The following is a 17154-nucleotide window of genomic DNA, read 5'->3' as shown; positions in this document are numbered from 1 at the left end:
CTTTCATTTCCACAGATGTTACAATAATTCTAAAATTAATCTGAAAAGATGTGCAATATGAACTCTAAATTAACGAGTAAAATGACGTGGCTTCAGATTGTCCTGGTCGTCGCCTTTTGTTTTTTAGCGGCCTTTTTTTGCCAGCACAATGATGGCCTGTACCAGCAGACCATTTATCGAGTAGACCGGGTGCAAAACGGCAAAGCAATCAAGATGACCGATGAGTTTCAAAATGTCGATCATTACCACAATCAGCAGCTTTTCGGCACGATTACCAACGGGAAGTATGCTGGTCAAAAATTAAGCATTAAGAATGCCTACTCAGATTCGCATGCAATGGACCATCAATATACCAAGGGACAAAAGCTCTTTATTACGTTACATACTCAGCCTAAACTACACGCGACTGTTAAAGATATTAAGCGGGATGCACCGATTGCCTTTCTATTTGCGATTGCCATCAGCCTGTTATTTGTCATTCTTAAATTGCGAGGTGTGACGGTGATTTCCAGCATCCTGATCAACACGATTCTGTTCTGGATAGCTGTTAAGCTTGACCACAATAATAACGGGGCTGCGGTTATCTGGATTTTTAGCGTTTTGGCGGTCATTTTCTGCTTTGTGACCTTACTGCTGGTTATGGGCTGGAGCAAGAAAATGCTGGTGACGCTGTCGGCGGTGCTGTGCGCGACGGCGGCAACGATCTTGATTACGCTGATCGTCTTCGGCCTCACCAACGAGCGGGGTATCTATTATGAGTCGATGCAGTACGTTACTCAGCTGCCCAAGCCGTTGTTTATCGCCGAAGTCCTGATTGGGGTGCTGGGAGCCGTCATGGATGAGGCCACCGATATTGTCGCTTCTTTGGCGACGTTGAAGCAGGAGCGCCCGGAACTGTCTCGAATGGCGATTTTTAAATCAGGCAGACAAATTGGCAAATCGATTATGGGGCCCCTGATTAACGTTTTGTTCTTCATCTTCATGGCCGAAACCCTGGCGATGACCTTACTTTACTTAAAAAATGGCAACACCTGGCACTATTCGTTTTCGATGAACATGTCATTGGGGATGACTTCCAGCCTGATTAGCGGCATTGGGATCGTTCTGACGGTAATTTTATCGAGTGCCTTTGCCGGACTCTGGATTAAAGGGGATGAACGCTAATGGGAGCTATTACAGCCTTGGGGATTGTTCTGCTGGTCTTGATGATCATTGTTGGGGGCAAACAGGGTATCACCTCATTTCTCAGCCTGGTGGTTAATTTTGGCATTCTCTTTTTCACGATTGTGCTGATTGCCTTTCACCTGCCGCCAATTATCGTCACGATTGTCGCCAGCGTGATTTTACTGTCAATCACTATTTTTTGGAGCAGTGCCAGCGACAACGCCTCAACCACGGCCTTTCAGGCTTCGGTGATTGTTTTGATATTGATTGTAGTCATTATTATTCCGATTGAATATTGGGCCCAGGTTGGCGGTTTTGGTTTGGAAGACAGCGAGGAACTTGAAGGCCTTTCAACGTATGTCGGCATTGATTTCACGAAAATTGCGATTGCAACCGCCATTCTGAGTTCATTGGGAGCGGTCGCGGAAGCCGCAATTGCGATTGCCTCTGGCTTGGATGAAATTATAACTCAACATCAAGCCATTAAAAGTGAACAGCTCTTCTTGGATGGCACCGTGATTGGCAAACAAATCATAGGAACGGCCGTTAATACTCTGTTCTTTGGCTTCTTTGGCAGTTCGTTGGCGTTATTCATTTGGTTCTATGGCTTGAATTATTCCTTCGGCGATATTCTTAACGACAAGGTGTTTGCTGCGGAATTGATCGCGATTGTGGTTTCCTTAATCGGGGTCGTTACGACGATTCCCGTTACGACTTGGCTGATGAGTTTCAAGTTGAAGCGACTCCACAAAGCACAGTTAAAGCATTGAGTTGTGTTCGATCGTCAAAATGAGTATATTTAAAACACCATGGATTTTACGAGGTGATCGACATTGATTGAGTTTACGAATGTCACAAAAAAGTTTGACGGCCAATTTGCATTGAAAGATTTGAACCTCACCATTGATGATGGTGAGCTTTTTGTGTTGGTCGGACCTTCCGGGAGTGGGAAAACGACCCTTCTGAAGACGATTAATCGTTTAGTGGTACCAACCAGCGGCACGGTCAAAATTGACGGCGAGGACGTCGCCGACAGTCACCTACAAAAATTGCGGCGACACATCGGCTACGTTCTGCAAACCGGGGCGCTGTTTCCCAATATGACCGTTGAACAAAATGCCACCATTCAACTTGATAACTTGGGTTGGCCGGCTCAAAAAAAGCATGACCGGGTGGTTGAATTGATGAGCAAAGTTAATTTGGACCCTGATCAATTTTTGAACCGGATGCCCGACGAATTATCGGGTGGGGAAGCTCAGCGGGTCGGCATTGTCCGGGCCCTGGCTGCCCGCCCCAAGTTGGTGTTGATGGATGAGCCCTTCAGTGCCCTTGATCCGGTATCCCGTAGGCAACTGCAGAAGATTATTTTGAATCTCCATCAACAAATTGACACCACGATTGTATTCGTGACTCACGATATGCACGAAGCGTTTTTACTCGCTGATAGATTGGCGGTTATTCATAATGGGGTTCTTTTACAGGAAGGTGAGCCGGATTATTTGATGGCCAATCCTGCCGATGAGTTTGTCAAACGGTTCTTTGACGTCGACAATTCCGGCACCAGACTTTTAAAACAAGTGCTTAATGCCGGCCTGGGGCGTCCAGTTGGCAAAGATGACCAGGCGATTACGCTGCAGAACAGCCAGACAGTCTATGAATGGGCGGGTCTGTTGGAAAAAAATCCCGGCCAGCTGATTTTGGTGGATGGTGCCATTCTGACGCAAAGTGACTTGATTTCTTATGTCGCCGATTTGGGAAAGGAGCCGACAAATGATTGACGAAGTCGTGGCATATGTTGATAAAAATGCCGCTGCCATCATCCAAGCCCTTTGGCAGCATATCGAAATCTCATTGATTGCGATCTTGATTACCATCGTGATTGCGATTCCTTTAGCGATTTGTTTGGTGAACCGGCCAAAAATCGGCGAAATCATTTCCCAAATTGCCGGCGTGATTCAGACGATCCCCAGCCTTGCAGTTTTAGGAATTTTAATCCCGTTTGTTGGGATTGGCACGGTACCGGCAATTATCGCCTTGGTGCTGTACGCAATTATGCCAATCTTTCAAAACACCTATGCCGGCCTGACCCACATTGATCCTGTGTTGTTGGAAGCTGCCGACGCTTTGGGCGTGACCAAACGGTTCAAATTGTTCCGGATCGAGCTGCCATTAGCGATGCCGATGATTCTTTCGGGAATCCGAATTGCGACTGTCCTGGTGATCGGGACGGCCACCCTGGCCGCTTTAATTGGCGGTGGCGGTCTTGGAACATATATCCTGTTAGGCATTCAGACTAACAACAATGCCGCCTTAATCGTTGGCGCAGTCTTATCAGCCATCTTGGCACTGGTTGCCAGTTGGTTAATCAAAGTCTTATCTCAATTTTCTTTCAAAAAGCTGGGAATCGGCGTCTTAGTAGTACTGATCCTCGGTGGCGCGGGATTAGGGTGGTCCTTGTTCAACAAGCCGGCCCAAACGGTTACGATTGCTGGAAAAATGGGCGGTGAGCCGGAAATTTTGATCAATATGTATAAAGACTTGGTCAAACAAGAGAGCCCACAGACAAAAGTTCAACTTAAACCCAACTTCGGCGGGACCAGCTTTCTCTTCAAAGCACTGCAGAGCGACCAAATTGACGTTTATCCTGAATTTACCGGCACGGTTCTCCAATCCCTGGTTCATTCCCCCAAAAAGGTGAATAGCGAGCCTCAATTGGCCTACAGGGATGCTAAAAATGCCTTGAGTCAAAAATTCCATATGCGGTATCTGAAGCCAATGGCCTACCAAAACGGCTATGCGATTACCGTCCGTCAGTCAACCGCTAAAAAGTATCACTTACGCACAATTGCGGATTTGCAACGGGTTGGCAGCCAATTAACCGGCGCCTTTGATCCCGACTTTTACCAGCAGTCCGACGGTTACCCAGGATTGCGAAAAGCCTATCATTTCCAATTAAAATCAGTTCGGACAATGGAGCCCTCTTTACGGTATGTCGCCTTGGCAGATGGCCGGGTCGACGTCACCGACGCTTACACCACCGATCCGCAAATCAGGGAGTATCATTTGGTGGTGCTCAAGGATTCCAAACAATTCTTCCCGCCGTATCAAGGCGCGCCGTTGATGACCGACCAGTTTGCCAAGACGCATCCACAAGTGGTTCGCGCACTCAGTCGATTAGCAGGCAAAATCACAACCCGTGACATGCAGGAGATGAATTACCAAGTGACCGTTAAACATCGTTCGGCCGCGGCTGTGGCTAAGCAATATCTGCAACAGCACCATTTACTGAAGTAAATTAAAATAGACAGACTAAAGGCCGAAACATCAGGATTCTCTAATGTTTCGGCCTTCTTGGTGTCCGTTGTTCAAATGAAATGCGTCCAAAATTATTGAATGGTTTCCAGTGGCAGGTTCATGCCTTTCCAGCCTTCCAGGGAACCGGCAAGTTCGAATGCGTCAAATCCGGCTTTGAGCAGGATCAAAACAGCTTGTTTACCCAAGATTGTGCCGCCATTCCAGTCATAAACCACATAGGTTTTAGCTTTGTCCAGTTCACTCAGATGAGCTGCCAAGTCTTTGGCGGGCAGGGCAACTGCGCCTTTGATCTGGTCTTTTTTAACCTGGGCAGGGGCATTTCGAACATCTAAAATCACATAGGGCGACTGACCGGTTTGACCGGCTTTCAAAACGTCCATGGGGTTAATGTACAGACTTAAATAAGTTTCCAGTAAATTAATTTTTTCTGTGTTCATGATAGTCTTCCTCCAGTTGTTGGATCTTGTCTTTGGATTTGAGTAGTTTTCGTAGTAAATGCGCGAATTGTTGTTTTTCTTCGTCAGTAAAATCTTCAAATAGTAGGGAACTTGACCGATAGTTATAGGGCAAAAAAGTTCGCAGCAGCTTTTCACCTGCAGGTGTTAACTGAATATCCCGAACCCGCTTGTCAGTTGAAGACTGGTGACTGCTGACAAGGCCTTGTTGTTCCATCCCCCGCAACAGCTTACTGATCGTTGGCTTGGTAACCCCCAATTTGTGTGCAATCTCAGAGGGCAGCAGCTGTTTGTCATCTGCATAATACAAGAACATCAGGATGATGAACCTGGATTCGCTTAGGTCAAAACTCGCCACCAGACTTTCATAGTTCTTTTCGACTTCCCGATAGGCGAGTTGAAAATCCAAGAATAAATGCACCGCATCAGGTGATACTGCCAAGTGTAATTGATCGGCCATCTCTTGAATCCGCTGCTTGCTGGGTCGATCGACAAAGTTGTAATAACTCACGGTTGGTCCCCCCCCTTTCTGTATTTAGTTAGCCGGCTAACTAAATACAGTATACGTCATCTGGTCAGAAAAGGGAAGTGAAAGACAGCGTATTTTCAATAAAAAACGGCAGCGTGGGCCAATAAGCGGTTTGCTTCCAGAGGATAAGGGGATTACCCAAATATCCAGGGCTTGGATGTTTGGGTAATCCCCTTATACGGCCGGAAGCTGCTTATTGGCGCACAGTTCTGCCAGATAACATTCGGACGCAAATAGAGGCTGGAACAGAATCTTTCATTTTGTCCCAGTCTCCCGGTCTCATCAATATGCTTATTAAACTCGTTATTTTCTAACCTGCCCATTGCCCCGAATGACATATTTGGTGGTAGTCAATTCGTTCAAGCCCATGGGTCCTCTGGCGTGGAGCTTTTGGGTGCTAATGCCAATTTCTGCACCGAAGCCAAACTCGAAGCCATCGGTAAATCGGGTGGAGGCATTGACGTAAACGCAGGCAGAGTCGATTTTATTCAAGAATTCCTGACCGCTTTGATAGTTATCGGAAATGATTACTTCAGAGTGGCCGGTGGAGTATTGATTGATGTGTTCGATTGCGGCCTGCTCGTCGTCAACGACTTTAACAGCCATAATCAAATCGTTGTATTCGGTTGACCAGTCTTCTTGAGTCGCCGGGGTAATTGAGGAGACAATTTGCCGGCTGGCTTCATCACCACGAAGTTCAACGCCGTGGTCCTCCAGCGCCTGAGCGATTGCCGGCAGCATGCTTTCAGCTACATCCCGGTGGATCAACAGCTTCTCAGCGGCGTTGCAGACAGATGGGCGTTGGACTTTGGCATTAACGACGATGTCAATGGCCATTTGTAACTCAGCATCCTTGTCAACGTAAACGTGACAGTTGCCGGCACCCGTCTCAATGACAGGGACCGTCGAGTTTTTCACAACGGCATTGATTAAGCCGGCCCCGCCTCGTGGAATCAAAACATCAACGTATTGGTTCAAATGCATCAAGTCGTTGGCCGTATCGTGGCTGGTATCATGCAGAATCTGAATGGCATTTTCGTCGAGCTGATTGTCGCTTAGAACCTGACGGAGAACCTCAGCCAGCGCCAAATTGGTGTTGATGGCTTCCTTGCCACCACGCAAGATGACGGCGTTGCCACTCTTAAATGTCAAAGCGGAGGCGTCGACAGTGACGTTGGGGCGGGCTTCAAAAATCATGGCGATGACGCCTAACGGTACCCGCTTTTTTTCAATGTTTAAGCCGGCGTCATTCTCCCAGCCCTTGTCGATATCACCGATGGGATCGGCGAGTCCAGCCACTTGGCGGAGACCCTCGGCCATGTCAGCAATCCGTTGGGAAGTCAGCTTTAATCGGTCGGTAAATTTGCTGGGCATGTCGGTGGCGTTGGCCAAGTCTTTTTGATTAGCGGTAAGAATCAGCTCAGCGTTTTGCCCCAAGGCGATCGCAAATTCGTTTAAGATTCGGTTCTTGGTCGCGGTATCCAGCAGGTTCAATTTATAAGCAGCAGCTTTGGCATTTTTGCCAATTTCGATTAATTTGTCATTCATGAGCTACACTCTCCTTTTGAAAGATCGTTCCCACATCTTTGCCGGCTAAAATTTTAAAAATAATGCGTGGATCGGCACCGTTGGCCAAAACCATGATCCGGTCTTCGTCGAGCATTCGTTTGGCGGCCAGCAGCTTAGTCTGCATGCCGCCGGTTCCAAAGCGGCTGCCGGTCCCGCCGGCAACACCAAATTCATTTTCATCAACGTGGCTCACGGTTCTGATGAGATTGGCATCAGCGACTTTATTAGGATTTTGATCATAGAACCCGTCGACATCTGACAAGACGATCAGCAAATCTGCATCCACGTGGCTGGCCACGATTGCTGAAAGTTGGTCGTTATCGCCAAAAGTGGTTTTGTGGTCCAACTCATCAGTGGCCACCGTGTCATTCTCGTTGACAATCGGGATCACATTGTCCCGCAGTAGACAATTGAAGGTGTTCATAACGAACTGGTTGCTCTTGGGATAATCAAAGATATCATGGGTCAAAAGCACCTGAGCAATGTCTGTCAGATAGTGGTCGAATCGTTGCGTAAACAGCGTCATCAACTCTGACTGACCAATAGCAGCCAAAGCCTGCTGGGCACCAATTTCGGTTGGCCGTTTCTTGAGGTGCATTTTGTTCAAGCCAACCCCAATTGCCCCGGAGGAAACCAGGACAAGTTGCTTGCCTTGGTTATTCAGCGCGCTCAAAGTGTACGCCAGCTCATCAAAAGTCTTCAAGTTGACCGCACCGTTTGGGTGGATCAGGCTGCTGGTACCAACCTTGACCACGATTCGATTTGCGTTAATAATCCGTTTGTCCATCTGCTCACCCCATATTTTTGTATAAAAAAAGCCTGCTTTGAAATTGAGACACCCACAACGGGCGGTACCATTCTCATTCAAAGCCAGGCTTCACACTTTTTGTTTTATAACGGAAAAATCCGTGCCGGATTAGGGCAATCGTCTTGAAGATAGGATTCGTGTTCTTAAATGCCTTTCAGCCGACGGCACTTTCTCTGTACGCACACTACTTGGTCTTCTAAATTGTCATAATCATATATTAATTCATAAATGATGTCAATTGATTAGGTCAAGGGCTTTTTCGTAGACCCAATATTTTTGCGCACCACTGTCGGTGGAGAAGGTAATCCGATACCAGTCGTGACCGTTTGATTTAGTCCCGATGTCATCAATATAGACCTTCTTACCAACAGAAGCGTCAACTGAGGCCCACGAATAGGATTTGACCCCTGATCGTGAATTCTTAACGTGATTGTATAATCTGTATGACTTGTAGTTGTCTCCTAATGACGCCTTTGTATCTGCTTTGGCGTATGTGACCTTGTCATACGCTGTTTTTGCTGATGAAGCGGTTAGTGACCCATGGGCCGCACCATCGTCTGCCAAATTATTGTAGGTTGTCTTAACCAATTGATAAAATTGGGCAAACGTATAGCTGGCACCGAAGTATTTCTTACCTGCTGATGCATAGTAGCCGGCTGGATCGGTGTGATTAGTACCGCCCAGATATTTGGAGACACCCCCGTGAGACCAAACAGTTCCCTTGCCATCATACGCTGCATCATTAGGCTTTAAGCCATACTTATCCAAAATGTAGGCGGTGTAGTAAGCTGCGTTGGCAATTTCGTGGGCAAACGCTGACTTGCTGTGGACTTCGACCTGTTCAAATTGGACGAAGCGGGCATTGGCCGGATAGCCGGCACCCCAAGCCAAGTAGTTGGTGTTGGCGATGTTGATAATTCGACTGGCATCAACGAAAGAATGGACAAATGCGTTATTATAATTCTTCTTCATGTACGCAATTTCGTTATAAATCGTTGAGTTGGGGTTGGCAGTTTCATGAACCACGACCCCTTCAGGCTTACCGGTTCCGTTGCGGTAGGCGTTCTTTGGAAAACCGCTCCACACCGATGAGGTAACACTGGCATGGCCGATATTGTTATTGGCAATATAATCGTTGACACTGCTAGCCCCCGCAGTGCTGCTTAGTCCAAACATGCCGATTGCCGCCAGTGTCAGCGAGCAAAGGGCTGTTACAATCGCTCTTTTTTTCAAATTAATTATTCCCTTCAGAAGTGTTTATTGCAGATTTTTTTAAGTTTCGTTTTAAATGTTTATTTTATTTTTACATAGTGGTAATTAGCTACGGTCATTAATATATACGATTTGCATGATACAATTCAACCGGACAAAAAGCCCACGGATAGCGATTTAACGCGTACCCGTGGGCTTTGCGGTACTAATTGTCAATCATATTAAGAGTTCTTGACAAAATTCTTAAATTATCGAGCTAATGACTGATATATCAACAGTTTAACGCTGTAATAATCATTTATTGGCAAGCTTGGCCAGGTGGAGTTTGCGCTGGCAATCCGGGCAAATCCCGGTGACCTCTAATTGGGTACCGGTTACCAGAAAGTCGGTTTTTTCTCTGGTGGTTTGTTGAACGTGTTTGACTAATTCGGGATAGTCATCATCAAAAATGTCGATGATTTTGCCGCAATTTTCACAGATTGCATGGTAATGGGAAACGCCAAAATAGTCATAACGGATGCCGCCATCGTTATTTGGCAGTTCAATGACCAAGCCATTGTCGACCAGCATCTTGAGGGTGTTATAGATTGTTGCCACGCTGAGGTTGGGCAACTTGTCTTCGATGCCGTCGCGAATGGTTTCGACATCCGGGTGATTATGGTGGGTAATCAAATAATCCAAGATCACTTCTCGCTGAGGAGTAATCCGGACGCCCTGTTTTTTAAGTTGACCCAGGGAACGTTTTAAAGTTGTGTTTGTCATTATTGGCACCTCCATGAGGAGCGTTCTGTTATTCTTCACTGTTATTATAATCCAATCGTTACTTTAGAACAATTCTAATATGCTTGGTCTGGATATGCAACGATTCTGAATTGGATTGTCGTTAATAATTTTGTTACTTTGAAATTAGTTTAAAGTTGGATGGTAAACCGCTGTTCGCCGTCGCCTACAAAACCAATTCCACTCAGTTCTTTTGCGGTTTGTGAAGATACATCATTAAACGTGATTGAAAGCTGATTGAATTCAAAATGATCCTGGGAAAATCGGATAGCTCTTTCAACAACTTCTGCCAGATACTCACGGTGATCCTGGTCAATGATGAATTCAATTGATCCCGATGGGGTGGCTTCTTCAAAGCCACGCAGGCTGATGATGCCAACAAACGCGTCTGAGTTGGAGTCGGTAATTCCCCAAGTCAATTCCTTGTCGTTCATTACCCGGCGCATTATGTGATTGATCTCTTTAACAGTATCGAGAATTTGGCTGGGCATTTTCTCGGCCTTTGCGGTTGTAACTGCCGGCTTGGAAAACAGATCGTCAATGGATTTTACCGGTGTTTGGGTTAGCCAATCAAGGGTTAAGTGGGCGGTGAGAACGGGATGAAATTTTTCAAAAGATGTCATAAAATTTGTTCCTTTCGTGAAAAAGCTTTCAAATGTGTTTTGGTTAGGTTTTATCTGTGGCATAATGAAGACATAAACTTTTATTGGAGGGAAAATTTTGATAGAAAAATACTTGCTAGGAACCTATACCAGAAGAATTAGTAAAGGTGTTTATCAGTTAGAATTAGATACTGAAAATCAAAAATTACAAAATTTAACGTTTGTTGGCAGCGCCATTGACCCAACCTACGTTGCGGAATCCAATCAAAAACGGATCTACGCGATCACCAAAGTCAAAGATGATAAGGGAGACGTGACCGGTGGCTTCGTTGAATGGGATGGTACCAGCGATGATTTTCCACTGAAACCAATTGCTTCGGTTCACGATCAGGAAACTTCACCGGCTTACATTGCGGTTGACGAAGATAAGCAGTTAGTCTTTACCGCCAATTATCATGCCGGAACGGTTAACACCTACCGGATTGCCGATGACGGCTCAATTTCAAAGGCCGACCGAATCATGGATAAGGGAACCCTCGGCTTTCGAAAAGAGCAACAGGACGGTCCTCATCCCCACTATATCAATTTGACACCGGAAGGTAGAGTTGTGGCCGTTGACTTGGGCGTCGACAAAGTCTTTATCTATGATTTGGAAGCCAACGGTAAATTAGTGCCGGTTAGCGAACTTCAAATGCAAGATGGCTATGGTCCACGGCATATTTACTTTGACGCCAAGAAGAAAGTCGCTTATTTAGTCGGCGAATTGAGCAGCAATGTTGCCGTACTGGACTATGATGCCGACAAAGGCGTCTTATCCTTAAGGGACATTCACTCGACTATTCCTGATGACTGGACCGAACATAATGGGGCCGCTGCCATCCGGGTTTCCAAAGATGGGCGCTTCGTGTATGTTTCCAACCGTGGGAACAATTCGATTGCGGTCTTCAGTTCAGATGAATCCGGTAATTTGTCATTGATTCAGCGGATTTCAACGGAAGGCGATTTTCCTCGCGACTTTAATTTAAGCGATGATCAATCCTTTGTGATCGCTTTGAACCAAAATTCTGACAACGCTACATTGTACACGCGTGACCCCGAGTCTGGCAAATTAACCATGATTCAAAAGGATTTCACGGTGCCCGAAGGTGTTTCAATTTTACGCAAGAAGTAACATTGACGAGTATCAGTCAGAATTAAATTGCAATTAAAACTTAAACTAACAAAGCTGGAGCCAAATCACAACGATTTAGCTCCAGCTTTTTTGATTGGAAATTCTTTAAAAATAAATGACTTGATTAGTTGACCTTTGTCTCGATGGTTCCCAGACCATCAATTTCACTGGTAAACAGGTCCCCGGACTTTAAGAAGACTTGCGGATCACGGCCAACGCCAGTTCCACTAGGCGTTCCGGTAAAGATCAGGTCGCCGGGGTATAGTTCAATAACGTTCGAGATGTAAGAGACCAGCGTTTGAATATCAAAAATCATCTTATCAATTGTCGCCTGCTGCATGATTTCGCCGTTAACCTTGGTGGTAACGGTCTTGGAGACAATATCGTCAACGTCAGCGATGGTGGTTATGTAAGGGCCAACCGGCGAATAATTTTTGTAGGATTTTCCAAGGTCAAACTGCGTACTGGGACCATCGATTGATTGAACGGTTCGATCGGAAATATCCTGGCCGACCATGTAGCCGGCAATGGCGTCTTCAGCGTCTTCACGGCTAATGTTGCGGCCACCACGGCCAATCACAACGACGAGCTCGGATTCCCAGTCGACGGTGTCGCTACTCAAATGAATCGAGTTGTGAGGGCCGGCTAAAGAGCTGACAAACTTGTTGAAGATGTTGGGCCGCTTGGGTTTGACAATGTCCATTTCCTTCATGTGATCGAGATAGTTGAAGCCAACAGCCGGCAGCTGACGGGGATGCTGAACGGGCTGCTCAAAATGTTGTGGATCAAGTTGAGTGGCATTGTCATTGTCGATGATTTTATCGTCGTTAATATTAATGAGTACGTTAGCCAAAAAGTTCTGCCAATCGTTTAAAATATCGTCGATTGAGTCGTAACCAATAATTGGAACGCCCCAGAACTGACCGTTTTGGAGCGCCACAAATGTTGGCTGATGATCATACATTGCTAATTTCAAGATTACCCCTCCTGGCTTTAATTCGATTAACGAACAGCGTTATTAGTATACACCCATTCGCTTTTTTTGGCACGAGAACACTTACTGATTACCGTGCTGCCAAAAGTTTTGCAGGACATTTCTTAGCTGATTGGGATTATTGGTGACCTTAATGTTGGTCCAATTCTGGGGGAAAATTTGCCGGTAACGGGTTTGGTTGAAGCGTTGATCCATCAAAACGATCACACCTTTGTCTTCGTCAGTGCGAATTACCCGTCCGGCGGCCTGGCTGACGTTATTAAAGCCTGGCAGCTGATAGGCAAATGAGAATCCTTGACCATTCAATGAGTCAAAGTAGTCTCTGATGAGGTCGGATTCTTTGTTCATGCCGGGAAGACCGACACTGATAATGCCGACGCCAATCAGCTGATCATTTTTCAGATCGATGCCTTCCGAAAAAATGCCACCCAGTAAAGCAAAACCAACTTTGGTTTGATGATCTTCCGTGCGAAAGGCATCCAAAAAGGCGGTCCGGGCCGCATTGTCCATTTCCGGCTGCTGGTTGATAACGTCAATATCTGGATGCAGCTCGACAAATTTACTCAATGTGGCGTTCAGGTACGCCATTGAAGGGAAGAACATCATGTAATGGCCAACCTTTTGAGTGATCATGGTGTAAATGTTCTCGCAGATCGGCTCCAGACTATTTTCCCGGTTGGCGTATAGTGTATTGATGTTGTTGGCGATAATCACCTGGCAATTTTGGGGTGGAAATGACGAGTGTGAAATCATTCCCAAACTGTCTTCCTCGTTACCCAAGACTTGTCGGTAATATGACATCGGGCTCAAAGTGGCCGAAAATAGGATTGCAGCCCGGCCAAGGTTCAAGCAGGCTTTGAGCTGCTTGCTGGGATCCATGCAGAACTGGCGAAAAATGATGGTGTGATCGCCAATGATGATCCGTGTGCGGTAGGTTTCGTCATAAAAGGTGCTGATCAGGTAATAGCGGCGGCATTGCAGATAATAGTCGACTACCGCGTCAACGGTATCACTCGGGGCTTGGGTTGCCAGCCACTGGTGAATCGTTTCGATTAGATTCTCCAAAGTGTTATTGAAATTATCCAGTGGAGCCAGTTGAGCAATCTGCTTATCAACCACTTCTGAGGCTGGTTTGCTATAACGTTTAAATGAGCGCTTCAAGGATTCAAGCCGTTTAATGACTTTTTGGTTGCTTGCCTTTTTCTTCACCAACTGTTCTAAGAGGGGATCAATCGGTGATGATTCCAACGTCGCCGAATACATTTCCCGTGATCGCTGCACCAGATTATGGACTTCATCGACCAAAAAGCAGTTGGTGGGATCGGGAAATGAGAAGAAACGCTGCAGGTGAACCTGGGGATCAAACAAGTAGTTATAGTCGCAAATGATGACATCACAAAACAGGCTGACGTCGAGTGAAAATTCGAAGGGGTCAACTTTGTGCTTCTCTGCGTATTCTTGAATGGTGGCTTTGGTGATTTGATTCTCGTGTTGAATAATATCTTTAATTGCCGGCCGGACGCGGTCATAGTAGCCGACCATGTAGGGGTTGTTCTCAGGTGGCAGTTCTTTTTCAGTTGGGAACGTAATCTTGTCCTTGGCGGTGAGGGTGATGCTTTTTAATTTCAGCCCTTGTTCAGCCATCATCGAAATGGTGTTTTCCGCCACGTGACGGGTACTCTGCTTGGCCGTAAAATAAAAAATGCGGTTGATCAGCTGTTCACCCATTGATTTAATTGCCGGAAAAAGGGTAGAAATCGTCTTGCCGGTTCCAGTTGGCGCTTCAACAAACAAGTGCTTTTCCAAAAGAATGGTCTTGTAGACATTGGTTGCTAACTTGTGCTGGCCGGGGCGGTAGTCGGAAAATGGAAATTGGAGTTTTTTCGCTGAACTGATTCGGTTTTCGTCCAGTTCATGCCGGAGTTTGATCCATTGCTCAAATTCGGTGACCAAGGCGGTGAAGAAGAGTTCCGAGTCGGTTTTGGTAATCGTCTGGGTCTTGGTGGTGATTTTTTCATCAGGTGTCTGAACGTAGGTCAACTGTAGATCAACTGATCGAATATCTGCTTGATGCATGACGATGTAAGCATAGACTTTGACTTGGCCCCAATAAAGTTGAAGGGTGGAGTCCGGCACCGAGCTGAATTCCAAGTCGGAGGTCTTAATTTCTTCGATCAACGGTTTGCCGTCACGGTCATCGATGCCGTCTGCTCGACCGCTAATGACGTATTCGTCATCCAAATACTGGATCGAGGTTTTCAGTGCCACCTCTGATTGATAAGAAGCTGGTCGGCTGCGTTGAATTTTGCGGTGGATCCGACTGCCTTCTTGTGCCGTATTCTCACTGCTGATGACGGGGCTTAAGTCACCGGTCCGCAGTAAAAATTCCACTAGTTCTCGAATACCGACTTGGTGTACGGCCATGACGACCCCTCCATTTCGTTTTGAATTATCTAATACCTATTATACAAAATTATTGAACATATGTTTGGAAAATCCCGACTTTGAAAAAATCTTCAAGTAACGTATTATGATGCTTATGAGCAACAACGAAAGGACGTGTAGAATTGACACCACAATTTGGTGAGATTTATCGAACAAAACGGGCGACTTATTTCGCGATTGGTGAAGTGGTTACCCATAACCCACAATTAATTTTAGACAACGTCAATTATATCGGCAAAAAGAATTTTGTCATTCACATCAAATTTGGCCAAGGGATTGCCCGAAAAGTCGTTTTGCTGGTTAAAATGACCGGGGAAGAATTGCCCACTTATTTGGCGCGAACGGATGGCGAATCCTTTGCTGCCGCAGTTGATGACGGTGACTTGGAACTGATTAATCCTGATGACCAGGAATTAAACCATTACCAGTTGGTTGAAGAGTTGGAGATTGAGGATCCTGACGACGAAAAGATTGCCCAGATTGCCAGTATTCGGGAAAATACCATTCAGCTGGTGGAAGACTATTTAAACAAGCTGCAGATTAAAATTGACAAGTTGTCCCAACGCAAAGCCAATCATTACTTCTCAAGCAAATCACATTATGAAGACGTCAAAGATTTCTTGCTGTTGGTGGCGCCCTATCTGGATTTACGCATCAAGCCGAACCAAGTCCGCCAAGACGAATGGCGACTAAAGCTGCGGCTGGGAGGTCAGTAAATGTTAAATGCGCAAAAATTACAGGCGATTGTTGATACTTTTGCCAAATATAACGTTGAAATTCAAACTGATCGGATGCGGATTACCGCCATTAATGGGCAGCCGGCAGACTTTGACGCGACCACTTTCATGCAGGATCAGCTGATTGAAATGATTTGCAAGGTGTTGGCCAATCAATTAATCCATGAGGTGTGGGTCAATGAGCACACTGAAAAATGAGGCTAAGACAGACTAATTTGTTGATCATGTCTGGGCCGCGATAGCTAGCTTAAACGTGGAACCATCGGCTGATCCCGGCCATTCAAGTAAAAAAGCGAGTCATTCCAAAACAGGAATAACTCGCTTTTTTACTTAAATTCTGCAATCAAGATGCCTTGTGTTCGACTCTTGTTTATTTAACCAGTTGGTTTTTAAGACTTTCCACAAATCTCAGGTATGCCGGTTGTTCATCTGTTTCTGTGACCTGTGCATGCTCTAAATCATTGGCATGGAGATCGGCTTCCGGAATTTCAATCTTGTGAGTGAAAGTCGCGTTACCGATCAAGTCAATTGAGAAGGTATCATCGCGGCTGTGAACCCTGGTCTTAACCATGCCACCAGGATTATAAACCGAGATCAGTTCGTCAAAGTCGGCCATTTCCGGATGGTTGAGGCAAAACGCCAAGCTGGTTGCCGACATACCGGTTCCACAGGCATTGGTGAAGCCGACACCACGTTCATAAGTTCGAACGAACAGCGTGTTGTGGTCGAGAATCTGGGCAAAGCTGACGTTAACACCATCTGGGAAATAAGGATTGGGGTCGTTGAGCATCTTGCCCAGTTGCCCCAAGGTCTTTGAGTGCATGGTTTCCTCGTCCACAAAACTGATTAAGTGGGGATTGGGAACGCTAATTGCGGTGAATTTAAGGCCGGGCGCAAATTCGGGAACGGCCTTGTTGATGAGTGTATCGGTGCCTAAATTGTCAAAAGGCAGGGTTTCCTTAGCGAATGTCACCGGAGAAATTTCAACGCTGAAGGTTGGCACGTTGTCAGCCAAGTCCGCTTCACGATGAACATGCAGATCACTATCCATCGTTTCGACCTTGAATTGATCTTTGCCAAATTTGTCTGACAGATAACGGGAAACGGTGCGCAGTCCGTTGCCACACATTGACGCAATTCTGCCATCGGTGTTGATGACCTGCATGCTGCCTAAAGTGTCTGGATGGTCGGAATCGTCAATGACCAACAGGCCGTCGGCACCATCGAGGAGCCCCGTTTCAGGTTCAGTAATGTGTTTAGCCAAGGCCACCAATTCGGGCTGACTTAATTTAGTTTGTAAAGCTGTTTGATCTAAGATAAAGAACTTATTTTGTGATCCATGAACTTTGAGTAATTGAACCATAACGCGCCTC

At 46.0% G+C, this 17154-nt stretch carries 17 protein-coding genes; 7 read left to right on the top strand and 10 right to left on the bottom strand.

The features are described from left to right. The first annotated feature begins 48 nt into the window (after positions 1 to 48). The 4 genes from KE627_RS04195 (at position 49) to KE627_RS04180 (ending at position 4458) form a co-directional block, all read left to right on the top strand. Positions 49 to 1164: a YibE/F family protein gene (locus tag KE627_RS04195; protein WP_014940570.1), complete on the top strand. Its 1116-nt coding sequence runs from the start codon at positions 49 to 51 to the stop codon at positions 1162 to 1164. Then, positions 1164 to 1934, top strand: coding sequence for a YibE/F family protein (locus KE627_RS04190; RefSeq protein WP_013728779.1), 771 nt, complete (start codon positions 1164 to 1166; stop codon positions 1932 to 1934). Before KE627_RS04195 ends, KE627_RS04190 begins: the two co-directional genes overlap by 1 nt. A gap of 63 nt (positions 1935 to 1997) precedes the next feature. Beyond that, positions 1998 to 2942: an ABC transporter ATP-binding protein gene (locus tag KE627_RS04185; protein ID WP_013728778.1), complete on the top strand. Its 945-nt coding sequence runs from the start codon at positions 1998 to 2000 to the stop codon at positions 2940 to 2942. After that, entirely contained in the window at positions 2935 to 4458 is a 1524-nt protein-coding gene (locus tag KE627_RS04180; protein ID WP_013728777.1) for an ABC transporter permease/substrate-binding protein, read from the top strand. Before KE627_RS04185 ends, KE627_RS04180 begins: the two co-directional genes overlap by 8 nt. 92 nt (positions 4459 to 4550) lie before the next feature. Here KE627_RS04180 and KE627_RS04175 read toward each other — a convergent pair whose 3' ends face one another. From KE627_RS04175 to KE627_RS04145, 7 genes are all read right to left on the bottom strand, one after another. Further along, on the bottom strand, positions 4551 to 4916 hold the full coding sequence (locus KE627_RS04175; protein WP_013728776.1) for a rhodanese-like domain-containing protein: 366 nt from the start codon (positions 4914 to 4916) through the stop codon (positions 4551 to 4553). After that, entirely contained in the window at positions 4897 to 5445 is a 549-nt protein-coding gene (locus KE627_RS04170) for a MarR family winged helix-turn-helix transcriptional regulator (protein ID WP_013728775.1), read from the bottom strand. The genes KE627_RS04175 and KE627_RS04170 overlap by 20 nt, the downstream gene beginning before the upstream one ends. A 321-nt stretch (positions 5446 to 5766) precedes the next feature. Next, positions 5767 to 7011: a glutamate-5-semialdehyde dehydrogenase gene (locus tag KE627_RS04165; protein WP_056938647.1), complete on the bottom strand. Its 1245-nt coding sequence runs from the start codon at positions 7009 to 7011 to the stop codon at positions 5767 to 5769. Then, entirely contained in the window at positions 7004 to 7819 is an 816-nt protein-coding gene (gene proB / locus KE627_RS04160; RefSeq protein WP_013728773.1) for a glutamate 5-kinase, read from the bottom strand. Before proB ends, KE627_RS04165 begins: the two co-directional genes overlap by 8 nt. 255 nt (positions 7820 to 8074) lie before the next feature. Then, positions 8075 to 9073: a peptidoglycan recognition protein family protein gene (locus KE627_RS04155; protein WP_013728772.1), complete on the bottom strand. Its 999-nt coding sequence runs from the start codon at positions 9071 to 9073 to the stop codon at positions 8075 to 8077. 273 nt (positions 9074 to 9346) lie between these two features. Further along, positions 9347 to 9814, bottom strand: coding sequence for a Fur family transcriptional regulator (locus tag KE627_RS04150; RefSeq protein WP_013728771.1), 468 nt, complete (start codon positions 9812 to 9814; stop codon positions 9347 to 9349). A gap of 149 nt (positions 9815 to 9963) precedes the next feature. Then, on the bottom strand, positions 9964 to 10455 hold the full coding sequence (locus KE627_RS04145) for a GNAT family N-acetyltransferase (protein WP_056938648.1): 492 nt from the start codon (positions 10453 to 10455) through the stop codon (positions 9964 to 9966). 97 nt (positions 10456 to 10552) lie between these two features. On the opposite strand from KE627_RS04145, the gene KE627_RS04140 reads away from it, so the two are divergent. Then, complete coding sequence (locus tag KE627_RS04140; protein WP_056938649.1) at positions 10553 to 11605, top strand: lactonase family protein; 1053 nt, start codon at positions 10553 to 10555, stop codon at positions 11603 to 11605. Between the two features lie 124 nt (positions 11606 to 11729). On the opposite strand, the gene KE627_RS04135 is transcribed toward KE627_RS04140, so the two are convergent. Together KE627_RS04135 and KE627_RS04130 are read right to left on the bottom strand one after the other, a co-directional pair. Continuing rightward, positions 11730 to 12581 carry a fumarylacetoacetate hydrolase family protein gene (locus KE627_RS04135; RefSeq protein ID WP_013728768.1) on the bottom strand — a complete coding sequence of 284 codons (852 nt, stop codon included), beginning with the start codon at positions 12579 to 12581 and terminating at the stop codon, positions 11730 to 11732. Positions 12582 to 12662: 81 nt separating this feature from the next. Further along, the gene (locus tag KE627_RS04130) at positions 12663 to 15023 is read right to left on the bottom strand and encodes an ATP-dependent DNA helicase (protein WP_056938650.1); all 2361 of its coding nucleotides are present in this window, start codon (positions 15021 to 15023) and stop codon (positions 12663 to 12665) included. A gap of 143 nt (positions 15024 to 15166) precedes the next feature. Here KE627_RS04130 and KE627_RS04125 point away from each other — a divergent pair, with 143 nt between their 5' ends. Then, entirely contained in the window at positions 15167 to 15760 is a 594-nt protein-coding gene (locus tag KE627_RS04125) for a hypothetical protein (RefSeq protein ID WP_013728766.1), read from the top strand. Continuing rightward, entirely contained in the window at positions 15761 to 15979 is a 219-nt protein-coding gene (locus tag KE627_RS04120; RefSeq protein WP_013728765.1) for a hypothetical protein, read from the top strand. It begins immediately after the preceding gene. A gap of 172 nt (positions 15980 to 16151) precedes the next feature. Here the strand turns inward: KE627_RS04120 and dapF are convergent, their stop codons facing one another. Then, positions 16152 to 17144: a diaminopimelate epimerase gene (gene dapF / locus KE627_RS04115; protein ID WP_056938651.1), complete on the bottom strand. Its 993-nt coding sequence runs from the start codon at positions 17142 to 17144 to the stop codon at positions 16152 to 16154. Between the last annotated feature and the right edge of the window lie 10 nt (positions 17145 to 17154).

The organism is Lentilactobacillus buchneri, from assembly GCF_018314255.1.
In the GTDB taxonomy this organism is placed as follows: Bacteria; Bacillota; Bacilli; order Lactobacillales; family Lactobacillaceae; genus Lentilactobacillus; species Lentilactobacillus buchneri.
The sequence above is the reverse complement of the archived record's forward strand: the minus strand, read 5'-3'. Positions and strand labels throughout refer to the sequence as shown.